Origin of the sequence: Kitasatospora albolonga (genome assembly GCF_039535905.1) — a bacterium.
Taxonomy (GTDB): domain Bacteria; phylum Actinomycetota; class Actinomycetes; order Streptomycetales; family Streptomycetaceae; genus Kitasatospora; species Kitasatospora albolonga.
Window position 1 is genome coordinate 1 of sequence record NZ_BAAAYB010000090.1, and the last position, 12,094, is coordinate 12,094.

Below are 12,094 nucleotides of genomic sequence, written 5' to 3' on the forward strand. Positions count from 1 at the left end.
CGGGTCGTCCCGGTCAGCAGGGCGTTCCCCCGTGAGGGACCGTGGCGTGTGGGCGCAGGCCGCCGCCACTGCTCGCGGCCAGCCGCCAGCACCCGACCAGTCGGGCCCGGGCGCGGAGGAGCCTAGCGGCGCGGCCGCGGCCAGCAGGACCAGGACGGCGGAGCCGAAGGAGGCCGCCACCGCGCCGGCGGGGGCGCCGGGCGTCGTCGGCCGCGTCCGGGTCGGCGCCGTCCGAGTTGCAGAGCGGTAGCCGAGCAGCGAGCAGGGTGAGGGCGGCCTGCCAGCCAGAGCGGCGGGTCGCCGAGGGCGGCGGTGAGGGTGCAGCCGGGTCGCGAAGGCGGTGGTGCGCGACGCGGACGTTGGGCCCTGCCAGCTGGACCCGGTCGGGACCGAGAGGGCCGGGGCGGGGGGGGGGGGCGGCGAACCAGCGAACGGCAGGGTGAGAGGGCAGCAGCGCGTCAGCCAGACGGGGGGGGCGTGGTGGTGTCCACGGCGGCGTCGGCGGCCCAGCACCGGTACGACGCACACGGAGCGTGCGCTGCGGTCCCGGCGGACGACGGCAGGTGACGGTCATCGTTCCTCCCCTGGACCCGGGCGCGCAGCAGCGCCGCCAAGGTCAGGTCCGCCCGGCGTCCGGGGTGAGGCGGGCAGCACGGGGACGCCCGGGCCCGCAGGGCGCGGCTGGCCTCGCGGTCCGCCTGCCAGAGCCGGACGGCGAGCCTCGAGCGGCCCCTGCCCGGCGGGCCCGAAGCTCAGCGCGCGGACGGTCGGTGCCGGGGGCGAGTCCGATCGGCACCGTCAGATGACCCCACAGGACCGGTTCCCCCGGGGCCGTCAGGGTGCCGCAGCACCTGCAGCACCCGAGTGGTCGGTGGAGCGTGGTGATCACGTACACCAGGGCGTCGGGCCGGGATCACCTTAACGGGTGTGCATCCCGCCCAGGTCGGGAGGTGGTAGCCGAGGTCACGCGGACCTCCAGGACCGTCTCCACCGGCGGTGGAAGTAGCCCCCCTGCCCCGTTGCCGGGACCAGCCCAGGCTGAGATGGTCGACCCGCGTGGCCGATTCGACAGCAACGCCGACCCGGTTGGCTGGCGCGGTAGGCTTGGACGATCCCGGCGCCGGCCCGCACGGTCCTCGTCCGGCCTGGAGACGCAGCGCGGCCCGTTGGACAGGTCGTAGTCGTCGCCCGACGCGTCCATCAGCAACCCGTGTCGGCGCCCGCTCACGGACCGTGCGACTTGTGTTGGATGGCCTGCATCCCGAACGTGCCCTTCCGCCGACGTGGTGGACACGGACTCAGTGGGATCCGTGCGCTGCCGCTCGCCCCAACCGTGCGGGCGCACGGCCCGTCACTTCCACGCCCCTCTGCCGCCGTCTGGCGTGCGGGTGCTCGCCGAGCCGCTCGGTCATGCCGACCGGGATCTGGGTCCCAGGACGCGTGAGTCGGGATGTGGCATCGGTAAGACCGTGTCCGCCTCGCCATGCTCCCAGCGCGCGGACCTTGGCGCCTCGGTGCCGCCCGCCGCCCTCGTGACACGTCCACGTGCGCCACGCTGCCCAGCTGATTAGGTCCAAAACCCATGGGCGCCCAGCGGTGCGGGGTGACCGCAGCGTGGACGGTGGGTGCACAGCGTGCCGTCCACCACAGCCTAGTGGCCCCGCGACCGCCGGTGCGCGCACCGCCTACACGGACGGGGGGACACGATGTCCGTCCGTGGGGTGCCCATAATTTGTGACCGTTACCGCTGTGAGCTCTGAATACCGGGCCCTACTGGACGGTCCTCGCCCTCGAAGATGCGGGCGCGGAGAACGCCGCCTCGGCGCCGCCGACCGTCAGGACGGCGCCTCGGCCGGAGTTGTTCCAGACCATGTGCACGACCAGCGGGGGCCGCCGCCGTCGCCAGCACAGCCCAGGCGTGGCCGTGAGGCAGGGGCGGTGTCGCCGGCCGCGAACGGTGACGGTGAGCAGGCGCCCGCCGGGTCCGCTCGCCGTGCCAAAAAAAAAAAAAAAAAAAAAAAGAAAAAAAAAGCCGTTGGTGGGGCGGGCTCGGTGGGGCGGCGCTGGACCACGGCGAGAGCGGGGCGGCCCGCCCGTGGCGCAGGCGGCCGTGCTCCCCGACGGCGGGCGTGGTCAGGTTCACAGGCCGGCCGGGGCCCCGTCGGGCGGTGCGTGGCGGCGGCGGCAGCGGGCGGCGGCGGGGACGGTCTGCGGGCGGGGGAGGGGGGGGGGCCCGGGGGGGAGGGTGAGGGAGAAGAGGGGGAAGGCAAAAGGGGGGTCGGGGGCGGGGCGGCTGTGGTAGAATGGGGGGAAGGGGTGGGGGGGGGGAAGATAGGGAGTGGAATGTGAGGGGACGGAGAGGAGGGGCGGGGGAGGGGGGGGGAAAGGGTGCGGGGGGTGGTAGGTGGGTGGGAGGTGGGTCGGGGGTGAGCGGGCGTATGTGCGGAGGGCGGGGCGGTGCGGGGTATCGGGGTCCGGGCGGAGCGGGGGTGGGGTGGGGGGCGGGCGCAGAGGGGGAAGGAGGGGGGGGAGCGAAGGGGGGACGGGGGGAGAGTGGAGGGGCGCGGGGGGGAGGGGGCGGGGGGGGGGGGGGGGGGGTGAGGGGGGTGTGGGGGGAGGGGGGGGGGCGCGAGTGAAGGTGGAGAGGGGGGAGGGGGGGGGTGGGGGTGGCAGGAGTGTGGGGCGGGGGGGGGGTAGGAGGGGGCACCGGGGGGAAAGCAGGGGCGAGGGGGGGGGGGGGCGGGGGTGAGGATAGGAAGAAGTGAGAGGGGGGGGAAACAGAATGAAATAAGAGAAGATGATGAGAGAAGGGGAAGAGAGAGACTGAGGAGAGTAAAAGAGATATAAAAGGAAAAGGGAGGAAGAGCGAAGGAGGAAGGGTGGATAAGGTGGAAATGAAGGAAGGTCGACGAAGAAGAGAAAAGAAGGAGGAGGACAGGGCAGAGCAGGGCGAAAACAAGGGATCGGACCGTGGGGAGGGCTGGTTGTGGAGGCTGGAACGGTGTGGGAGTAGGGGCCAGGCGGGGGGAGCTGATAGGGTGGGGCTGGGAGGGGGAGGGGGTCGGTGTAGAGGTATGGTGGGGGGACGGTTGAGGAAAAAACGGGAGTGGGGCTAGGGGGGGCGTGGGGGATTGGCGGGCGGGAGGGGGGGGGTGGGGAGGGGGGGGTGGTGGCATGAGCGGGTGGGGCATGGTGCAAAGGGGGGGTGGGGTGAGGGGGAGTAGGGCCGGCATGGGGTGGGTGGAGGAGTGTACGTGAGCGGGGTGGGGCGCGGGAAGGGGTAGGAGGTGGGGGATAAAGGGGTCGGGGAAGAACAGGGTAGGGGTGGGTGAGGGGGGGTGGGGGGGGGGGGGACTGGTATGGGACGATGGGAGGGGGTGGAAGGAAAAGGGGGGTGCAGGGGGGGGGGGGGGGTAGAGCGGAGCTGCGGGCGGGGCGAGTGAGGGCTGGGGCGGGCGGCGAGGGAGCTGGGTGTGGCGGGCGGGGGGGCGGGGCGGGGGGGGGAGGCGGGGCCAGGCGGAGGAGGGGGCACGAGGGTAGGCAGGGAGAGAGGGGAAAGAGCACGTGAGTAAGGGAGAGGGGCGCTGGGGGGTGGAGGGGGGCGCCGGTCGTGTGCACGAGATGCGGGTCGGCCGATGCAACGAAGGGGGACGGGCACGAGTGCCGTGCGGGAGGGCGAGAGGGAAGCTAAGGGGTGGCCCTCGTGGAGCAACTGGCGGGCGGGGTGGTGGGTGGGGGAGGTAGTAGAGAGAGGTGGAGAGGCAGACGAGGGGGGGACGTGGGGTAGCTGTGGGGTAGGGGAGGGTGAGTTAGGGGGGAGGGGGGGAAAAGCGGGGGGCGCGAGGTAGAGGATAGACGGCGAGAGTACGTGTGGGTGGAGAGGGCTGGACTGGACGGATGGGGGGGAGTCGAGGGGGGGGGGGGGTGTGGTAGACGACGCTGAAAAGGCTGAGTTGAGGTGGTGGGGGTGGGGTGGGGGAGGGAGGCGGGGGGGGGGGGGGTAGGTGGTGGAAGTGGGGGGGGGAGGTAGGGGGGTGGGGGGGGGACAGGGCGGTGAGAGGGGGGCTGACAAGGCGGTGGGAGGTGTATTACGGAGTGGGGGAGGGGGAAGAATGAAGGGGGGTGGGGGGGGGGGGGGGGTGGGGGGGGGGGAAGGGGAGGGGGGGAGGGGAGTGGCGATTGGGGAAGGGGGGTGGGGGGGCGGGGGGGTGGGGATGGGGGGGGGTCATGGGGAGGGAGGGCATCGAGGCGGTAACCGGGGAGGGGTGAAGGAGGCGGCGGCATGCGGGGCGTGCTTCGCAGCGTGGAGGGGGGGGGGTGTGGGAGAGGGGAGGAAGGGGTGGGGCGGGGGGGGCGGGGGTGGGCTGACGGGCTGGCTCGGGGTGTAGGGGCTAGTGATATTAGAAAAATTGAACTATATAATAAGATATAGAACCGGGGAAAGTAGTAGAGAAGGTGTGGTAAAGAAGATTGTGTGTAGTTTCACATTTCACTGTTTTTTTTTGTGTGTTTGTTATTATTGTCATTCGGTTTTTTTCGTAACCTTTTTGTCTTTTTTTTTTTTTCTTTTTTTTTCTCCTTTGTCTTTTTTTTTTTTTTTACTTTGATTTTCTGTTATTCGATTCAGTTTCCTTTTTATCTTTTTTCGTTTGCTTCCTTTTTTCGTTTGCTTTTATTTTTGTTATTTGCGTTTTTTACTCTGCTGTCTTTTTTTTTTTTTTTTGTTTTTAGGTTTTGTTGGTGAAGGTAGTGCCTTGACGCTCGGTATCATCCCGCCACCACCTCGTCTGGCGTTGATCTGACCGCACTCCACAGCTCTCCGCTGGAGCTGAGATCCGGTGGGCCGTGCCGGGACCACACAGAGCTCTTGACGTCGCTGCCGGCACCACGGAGTCTCGCCGTTCCAGCACCTGCCCGGGCCCGGGCCGAGAACTGTGACCAGCCTCCGCCGAGCCCGCCGTCGCGGCGAGGCGCCGACCTGGATCTGACGGTTGCAGGCGCTGGGTGGCGGCCAGGGCTAGGGACCAACACGTACGCACCAGGTCCTCGTCCACCGTCGACTCCGCTCCAGGGCGGCGCGCATCGCCAGCACACATGGGCCGGGTCGGTGGATAGATCCTCGCGCGCACCGGTGTGGAGCTCGGGGGCCGAACGGTCCAGCCGGCGCGGAGCATGGCCTCTCCTGCTCGGTTGGCCGGTATGCCATCCGGACCCGGGAGCAGAGAAGCGGTCCAGCTGCGCCTCGGGCCAGTCCGTAGGTGCCCTCGTACTCGATCGGGTTGGCGGTGGCGATCACCACGAACGGGTCCGGCAGCTTCTGGTCAACCCCCGTCCACCGAGACCTGGGCTCGGCCATGTCGCCTCCAGCAGCGCGGCCTGGGTCTTCGGGGGCGTGCGTTGATCTCGTCGGCCAGCAGCAGGTGGGTGAAGACCGGGCCGGCCGGAAGACCATCCTCCCCGCTGGACTGGTCGTAGAACGGCGCGCCGGAGACGTCCGAGGGCAGCAGGTCCGGGGTGAACTGGATGGCGACCGGAAGTCCAGGCCACAGCGCGCGGTGGCGAAGGAGCGGGCCAGCAGGGTCTTGCCCAGGCCGGCAGGTCCATCGATCAGCACAGTGGCCCGCGCGCCAGCACGTGAACCGAGCATCACCAAGGTCGAGGCGCCTCCGGCTTGCCGACACAGCGGCCGCCGACCTCGGCCAGCAACCTCGTCGCGGGCCAGCTCGCCGGCCTGACGCTCGGGGTCAGCGCGGGGAGCGGGGCGGCGGGGGCCGCAGCATGGGTCGGCCCCCGCCCCCCGCTCCCCGCGCTGACCCCGCGTCAGGCCGGCGAGCTGGCCCGCGAGGTGCTGGCCGAGGTCGGCGGCGCCGTGGTCGGCAAGCCGGAGGCGCTCGAACTGGTGATGCTCGGCGTGCTGGCCGGCGGCCACGTGCTGATCGAGGACCTGCCCGGCCTGGGCAAGACCCTGCTGGCCCGCTCCTTCGCCACCGCGCTGGGCCTGGACTTCCGGCGCATCCAGTTCACCCCGGACCTGCTGCCCTCGGACGTCTCCGGCGCGCCGTTCTACGACCAGTCCAGCGGGGAGATGGTCTTCCGGCCCGGCCCGGTCTTCACCCACCTGCTGCTGGCCGACGAGATCAACCGCACGCCCCCGAAGACCCAGGCCGCGCTGCTGGAGGCGATGGCCGAGGCCCAGGTCTCGGTGGACGGGGTGACCAGGAAGCTGCCGGACCCGTTCGTGGTGATCGCCACCGCCAACCCGATCGAGTACGAGGGCACCTACGGACTGCCCGAGGCGCAGCTGGACCGCTTCCTGCTCCGGGTCCGGATGGGCTACCTGGCCACCGAGCAGGAGGAGGCCATGCTCCGCGCCCGGCTGGACCGTTCGGCCCCCGAGCCCACGGTGCGCAGGCTCACCGACCCGGCCCAGGTGCTGGCGATGCGCGCCGCCCTGGAGCGGGTCGAGGTGGACGACGACCTGGTGGCGTACGTGGTGGCCCTGCTGGCCGCCACCCGCGCGCACCCGCAGATCCAGGTCGGCGCCTCGCCGCGCGGCGGGCTGGCGCTGGTCCAGCTGGCCCGGGCCCGGGCGGTGCTGGACGGCCGGGACTACGTGGTGCCGGAGGACGTCAAGAGCCTGGTGGTCCCGGCCCTGGCCCACCGGATCTCGCTCCAGCCGGAGCTGTGGGTGCGTCAGATCAACGCCGACGAGGTGGTGGCCGGGCTGATACCGAGCGTCAAGGCCCCGCAGACCGTCCCGGCCGCCGCCGCTGCCGCCGCCGCCCGCACCGCCGACGGGGCCGGCCGGCCGTGAACCTGACGCCCCGTCGGGGAGCGGCCGCGCCCGGCGGGCCGGCCCCGCTCGCCCTGGTCCAGCCGCCCGCCGAGCCGCCCACCCACTGGCGGGCCGGCGAGCGGACCCTGCGGCTGCTCACCGTCACCGTCGCGGCGGTGGCCGCCGCCCTGCTCACCGGCCACGCCTGGGTGCTGGCGGTGGCGGCCGGCCCGCTGGTGCTGCTGGTGCTGGCCACCTCCGGCGAGGGCCGTCCGACGGTCGGCGGCGCCGAGGCGGCGGTCTCCGCCCGCCGCCTCTTCGAGGGCGAGACCGTCGAGGCCCGGATCGAGCTCGCGGTCGGCGGCACCCACGGACGGATCGTCCCCCGTCCGTACCCGGGCCCCGGGGTCGCGGTGGAGGCGGTGGACGTCACCGGCACCACCGTCACGCTGCGGCTCACCCCGCACCGCTGGGGCCGGTGGAGCCTGGGCACGGTGGACGTGGACGTGTACGACGGCGGCGGGCTGGCCCGGCGCACCGTCCGGGTGGAGCTGGGCGAGGCGCAGGTCTTCCCGATGCCCACCCACTCCGCGCTGACCCCGATCCCGGTCCGGCTGCCCGAGCGGCTCGGCGAGCACACCGCCCGCCAGCGCGGCGAGGGCGTGGAGGTGACGGGCGTGCGCCCGCACGTCTGGGGCGAGCGGCAGCGCCGGATCCACTGGCCGTCCACCACTCGGCGGGGCTCGGTGCAGCTCAACCAGTTCGCGGCCGAGCGGGCCGCCGACACGGTGGTGCTGCTGGACGCGCTCGGCGACTACTACGACCCGTCCAACGGCGTCTCCAGCCTGGACGAGACCGTGCGGGCCGGCGCCGGGATCGCCAAGGCCTACCTGCGCAGCCACGACCGGGTCGGCGTGCTGTCGATCGGCGGCACCACCCGCTGGCTGGTCCCGGGCACCGGCGGGGGCTACTTCCACCGCCTGGTGGAGACGGTCCTGGAGGTCCGCCGTGACCTCGGCTACCACCTCCCCGACCTGGCCGGGCTGCCCCGTCAGGTGATCCCGGCCGACGCCCTGGTGTACGTGATCACCACGCTCACCGACCACCGGGTGCTGGAGGTGCTGCGGCACCTGACGGCCCGGGGGAACCCGGTGGTGGTCATCGAGGTGCCGATCGGCTCGCCCCGGCACGACGTCCGCGCGCTGAGCTCGGCCCGCCGGGAGGCCGCCGAGCTCGCCGTCCGGCTCTGGCAGGCGGACCGCGAGGCCAGCCGCTTCGCCCTGCGGGCCCGGGGCGTCCCGGTGCTGCCGCTCACCCCGGACGCCGGGCTGGACCTGACCCTGGCGCCGCTGCTGCGCGCCCGGGTCCAGGGGAGGAACCGATGAACCGTCACCTGCCGTCGTCCGCCGGGACCGCACGCGCGCTCGGCGTCGTCCTGGTGCTGGGCGCCGACGCCGCGGTGACCACCACGCCCGCCGTCTGGCTGACGCTGCTGCCCTTCACCCTGCCGTTCGCCTGGTTCGCCGCCCCGCCCCCGCCCGGCCTGGTCCCGACCGGGTCCAGCTGGCAGGCCCAGCTCTCCCGTCGGCGCACCACCGCCTTCGCGACCGGCTGCACCCTCACCGCCGCCCTCGGCGACCCGCCGCTCTGGCTGGCGGCCGCCCTCACCCTGCTGCTGCTCGGCTACCTGCTGCACCTGGACGGCGCCGACCCGGACGCGGCCGACGACGCCCGGCGCCCCCGCCGGGCGGTGGCGGCCTCCTTCGGCTCCGCCGTCCTGGTCCTGCTGGCCGCGGCCGCGCCGCTGGGCTCCTCCGCGCCCGGCCCGCTGGTCGCGGTGCTGGCGGTGGCCGGCGCGGCGGCGGCCTGCGCCCTGGCCCTCCGGGGAAGCCCTGCTGACCGGGACGACGAAGACCCCCGGCCGGAGTGACCGGCGGGGGCCTTCGGGGTGGGTCGGTCAGCGGACGGGGTGTCCGCTCTCCCGCAGGCTGTCCTTGACCTGACCGATGGTCAGGTCGCCGAAGTGGAAGACGCTGGCGGCCAGCACCGCGTCCGCGCCGGCGTCCACCGCCGGGGCGAAGTCGGCCAGCTTGCCGGCCCCGCCGGAGGCGATCACCGGCACCGACACGGTCTTTCGGACGGCCCGGATCATCTCCAGGTCGTAGCCGTCCTTGGTGCCGTCGGCGTCCATCGAGTTGAGCAGGATCTCGCCCGCGCCGAGCTCCGCGGCCCGCCCCGCCCACTCGACCGCGTCCAGGCCGGTGCCCTGGCGGCCGCCGTGGGTGGTGACCTCGTAGCCGGAGGCGGTCTCGGTGCCCTCGGGGCAGCGGCGGGCGTCCACCGAGAGCACCAGCACCTGGCGGCCGAAGCGGGCGGCGATCTCCCGGATCAGCTCGGGGCGGGCGATGGCGGCGGTGTTGACGCCGACCTTGTCGGCCCCGGCCCGCAGCAGCCGGTCGACGTCCTCGACGGCGCGGACGCCGCCGCCGACGGTGAGCGGGATGAAGACCTGCTCGGCGGTGCGGCGCACCACGTCGTAGGTGGTCTCCCGGTCGCCGGAGGAGGCGGTGATGTCGAGGAAGGTCAACTCGTCGGCGCCCTGGGCGTCGTAGAGCTTGGCCAGCTCGACCGGGTCGCCGGCGTCGCGCAGGTTCTGGAAGTTGACGCCCTTCACCACCCGGCCGGCGTCCACGTCCAGGCAGGGGATGACTCGTACGGCGAGGGTCACTGCTTCGTACCTTCCAGGGTGCTGGCGAGCCCGGTGCGGTGGGCGTCGATCTCGATCTCGACCATCATCCGGGAGTCGATCAGGCCCTCCACCACGACCATGGTGGCGGCGGGCCGGGCGTCGGCGAACAGCGCGGCGTGCGCGCGGCCCACCTCTTCGGCGTCCCGGACGTGGGTGATGTACATCCGGGTGCGGATCACGTCGGCGGCGGTCAGCCCGTAGGCGGTGAGGGCCTTGAGGCCGATCTCGAAGGCGGCCAGGGTCTGGTGGTACGGGTCGCCCTCGTGGGCGATCGCACCGTCGACCCAGGCGGTGGTGCCGGCCACGTGCACGTAGTCACCGGCGGCCACCGCGCGGGAGTAGCCGAACTCCGCCTCCCACGGGGAGGCGCCGCTCAGCTTGCCGCCGACCAACCGGTACTCCGTCATGAAACCGCCTCCAAGGCCTCGGCGAGGGTGAACTTGCCCTCGTAGAGTGCCTTGCCCACGATCGCCCCCTCGACACCCAGGCCGGTGAGTCCGGCGATGGCCCGCAGGTCCTCCAGCGAGGAGACTCCGCCGGAGGCGACCACCGGGCGGTCGGTGGCGGCGCAGACCTTGCGCAGCAGTTCGAGGTTGGGGCCGGTCAGGGTGCCGTCCCGGTCGACGTCGGTGACCACGTAGCGGGCGCAGCCCTCGGCGTCCAGCCGGGCCAGCGCCTCGAACAGGTCGCCGCCCTCGCTGGTCCAGCCGCGGCCGCGCAGGGTGGTGCCGACGACGTCCAGGCCGACCGCGATCCGGTCGCCGTGCTCGGCGATGGCCTTGGCCACCCACTCGGGCTTCTCCAGCACGGCGGTGCCGAGGTTGACCCGGCGGCAGCCGGTGCCCAGCGCGGCGGCCAGCGTCTCGTCGTCGCGGATGCCGCCGGAGAGCTCGACCTTGATGTCCAGCGCGCCGGAGACCTGCCGGACGATCTCGCGGTTGTCACCGGTGCCGAACGCGGCGTCCAGGTCCACCAGATGCAGCCACTCGGCGCCCGCCTCCTGCCAGGCCAGGGCGGCCGCGAGGGGCTCGCCGAAGGACTTCTCGGTGCCGGACGCGCCCTTGGTCAGACGGACGGCCAGGCCGTCGCGGATGTCGACGGCGGGCAGCAGTTCGAGGCGGCTCATCGGTGCAACTTTCCTGATCTGTAAGGGAGTTGTCAGGTTGTCAGAGGGTGTTGACCCAGTTGGTCAGCAGCGCGGCACCCGCGTCGCCGGACTTCTCGGGGTGGAACTGGGTGGCCCAGAGCGGGCCGTTCTCCACCGCCGCGACGAACGGGTGGCCGTGGGTGGTCCAGCTGACCTTGGGGGCGCGGATGTTCTCGTTGGTGATCCGCAGCTCCCACTCGCGCACGCCGTAGGAGTGCACGAAGTAGAAGCGGGTGTCGGCGTCCAGGCCGGCGAACATCCGGCTGCCCTCGGGCACGTCCACCGTGTTCCAGCCCATGTGCGGGACGACCGGGGCGTCCAGCGGGCCGACCGTGCCGGGCCACTCGTCGCAGCCGGCCGTCTCGACGCCGTGCTCGACGCCCTTCTCGAACAGGATCTGCATGCCGACGCAGATGCCCATCACGGGGCGGCCGCCGGACAGCCGGCGGCCGATGATCTGCTCGCCGCGGACCGCCTTGAGGCCGCGCATGCAGGCCTCGAAGGCGCCGACGCCCGGCACCAGCAGGCCGTCGGCGTCCATCGCGGTCTTGAAGTCGGAGGTCACGGTGACGTTCGCGCCGGTCCGCTCGACCGCGCGCTGGGCCGAACGGAGGTTGCCCGAGCCGTAGTCGAAGACCACAACGTTCTTTGCCATCAGGGGAGTTCCGTCTCTTGCTAGTGACTCAGAGCCGCATCAGGCCGGAGGCGAGGCACATCACGGCGCCGAACGCGAGGACCGCGATCACGCCCTTGGACTGCTTCTGCTTCCAGAACGAGTAGACGCCACCGGTCAGGAAGAGCCCGACGATGATCAGCAGAGTTGACGCGGTCACAGTGCACCCTTGGTCGAGGGGAGGATGCCCGCCGCGCGCGGGTCGCGCTCGGAGGCATAGCGGAGTGCCCGCGCCAGCGCCTTGAACTGGCATTCCACGATGTGGTGGGCGTTCCGACCGTACGGCACGTGCACGTGCAGGGCGATGGCGGCCTGGGCCACGAAGGACTCCAGGATGTGCCGGGTCATCGTGGTGTCGTAGCTGCCGATCATCGGCGCCATGTTCTCCGGCTCGGTGTGCACCAGGTAGGGGCGGCCGGAGAGGTCCACGGTGACCTGGGCGAGCGACTCGTCCAGCGGCACGGTGCAGTTGCCGAAGCGGTAGATGCCGACCTTGTCGCCGAGCGCCTGCCGGAAGGCGGCGCCCAGCGCGAGGGCGGTGTCCTCGATGGTGTGGTGGGTGTCGATGTGCAGGTCGCCCTCGGTCTTCACGGTGAGGTCGAAGAGACCGTGGCGGCCGAGCTGGTCGAGCATGTGGTCGTAGAACCCGACGCCCGTGGAGATGTCGGTCTTGCCGGTGCCGTCCAGGTCGATCTCGACCAGGACGGCGGTCTCCTTGGTGGTGCGCTCGATGCGTCCGATGCGGGACAT

Annotated in this window: 11 protein-coding genes; 3 read left to right on the forward strand and 8 right to left on the reverse strand. The window is 72.1% G+C overall.

Annotated features, from left to right (window positions below; genetic code table 11):
* Both ABD946_RS22590 and ABD946_RS22595 read right to left on the reverse strand, forming a co-directional pair.
* A partial coding sequence (locus tag ABD946_RS22590) for a hypothetical protein (RefSeq protein ID WP_345286369.1) occupies window positions 1–180 on the reverse strand: 180 nt, incomplete at its 3' end.
* A 5,141-nt stretch (window positions 181–5,321) separates the two neighbouring features.
* On the reverse strand, window positions 5,322–5,681 hold the full coding sequence (locus ABD946_RS22595) for an AAA family ATPase (RefSeq protein ID WP_345286372.1): 360 nt from the start codon (window positions 5,679–5,681) through the stop codon (window positions 5,322–5,324).
* A 128-nt stretch (window positions 5,682–5,809) separates the two neighbouring features.
* Here ABD946_RS22595 and ABD946_RS22600 point away from each other — a divergent pair, with 128 nt between their 5' ends.
* The 3 genes from ABD946_RS22600 to ABD946_RS22610 are packed head-to-tail and all read left to right on the forward strand — an operon-like array spanning window position 5,810 to window position 8,705.
* On the forward strand, window positions 5,810–6,814 hold the full coding sequence (locus ABD946_RS22600; protein ID WP_345286423.1) for an AAA family ATPase: 1,005 nt from the start codon (window positions 5,810–5,812) through the stop codon (window positions 6,812–6,814).
* Window positions 6,811–8,160, forward strand: a complete 1,350-nt coding sequence (locus ABD946_RS22605; RefSeq protein WP_345286374.1) for a DUF58 domain-containing protein — start codon at window positions 6,811–6,813, stop codon at window positions 8,158–8,160. The genes ABD946_RS22600 and ABD946_RS22605 overlap by 4 nt, the downstream gene beginning before the upstream one ends.
* Entirely contained in the window at window positions 8,157–8,705 is a 549-nt protein-coding gene (locus ABD946_RS22610) for a hypothetical protein (protein ID WP_345286376.1), read from the forward strand. The genes ABD946_RS22605 and ABD946_RS22610 overlap by 4 nt, the downstream gene beginning before the upstream one ends.
* A gap of 27 nt (window positions 8,706–8,732) precedes the next feature.
* Here the strand turns inward: ABD946_RS22610 and hisF are convergent, their stop codons facing one another.
* From hisF to hisB, 6 genes are read right to left on the reverse strand one after another with little or no spacing between them, the layout of a single operon-like run.
* The gene (gene hisF, locus ABD946_RS22615; RefSeq protein ID WP_345286378.1) at window positions 8,733–9,503 is read right to left on the reverse strand and encodes an imidazole glycerol phosphate synthase subunit HisF; all 771 of its coding nucleotides are present in this window, start codon (window positions 9,501–9,503) and stop codon (window positions 8,733–8,735) included.
* Window positions 9,500–9,931 carry a RidA family protein gene (locus tag ABD946_RS22620; protein WP_345286380.1) on the reverse strand — a complete coding sequence of 144 codons (432 nt, stop codon included), beginning with the start codon at window positions 9,929–9,931 and terminating at the stop codon, window positions 9,500–9,502. Before ABD946_RS22620 ends, hisF begins: the two co-directional genes overlap by 4 nt.
* A complete protein-coding gene (gene priA / locus ABD946_RS22625) occupies window positions 9,928–10,650 on the reverse strand; it encodes a bifunctional 1-(5-phosphoribosyl)-5-((5-phosphoribosylamino)methylideneamino)imidazole-4-carboxamide isomerase/phosphoribosylanthranilate isomerase PriA (protein WP_345286382.1) in 723 nt (240 codons plus the stop codon). The genes ABD946_RS22620 and priA overlap by 4 nt, the downstream gene beginning before the upstream one ends.
* A gap of 40 nt (window positions 10,651–10,690) precedes the next feature.
* Entirely contained in the window at window positions 10,691–11,326 is a 636-nt protein-coding gene (gene hisH, locus ABD946_RS22630) for an imidazole glycerol phosphate synthase subunit HisH (protein ID WP_345286384.1), read from the reverse strand.
* A gap of 28 nt (window positions 11,327–11,354) precedes the next feature.
* The gene (locus tag ABD946_RS22635) at window positions 11,355–11,504 is read right to left on the reverse strand and encodes a hypothetical protein (RefSeq protein ID WP_345286386.1); all 150 of its coding nucleotides are present in this window, start codon (window positions 11,502–11,504) and stop codon (window positions 11,355–11,357) included.
* A complete protein-coding gene (gene hisB, locus ABD946_RS22640) occupies window positions 11,501–12,094 on the reverse strand; it encodes an imidazoleglycerol-phosphate dehydratase HisB (protein ID WP_345286388.1) in 594 nt (197 codons plus the stop codon). The genes ABD946_RS22635 and hisB overlap by 4 nt, the downstream gene beginning before the upstream one ends.

Excerpts from the sequence above, each read along its gene's own strand:
- ABD946_RS22610 (WP_345286376.1), top strand. The coding sequence starts at position 8,157 with ATGAACCGTCACCTGCCGTCGTCCGCCGGGACCGCACGCGCGCTCGGC.
- ABD946_RS22620 (WP_345286380.1), bottom strand. The coding sequence starts at position 9,931 with ATGACGGAGTACCGGTTGGTCGGCGGCAAGCTGAGCGGCGCCTCCCCG.
- priA (WP_345286382.1), bottom strand. The coding sequence starts at position 10,650 with ATGAGCCGCCTCGAACTGCTGCCCGCCGTCGACATCCGCGACGGCCTG.
- hisH (WP_345286384.1), bottom strand. The coding sequence starts at position 11,326 with ATGGCAAAGAACGTTGTGGTCTTCGACTACGGCTCGGGCAACCTCCGT.
- hisB (WP_345286388.1), bottom strand. The coding sequence starts at position 12,094 with ATGTCCCGCATCGGACGCATCGAGCGCACCACCAAGGAGACCGCCGTC.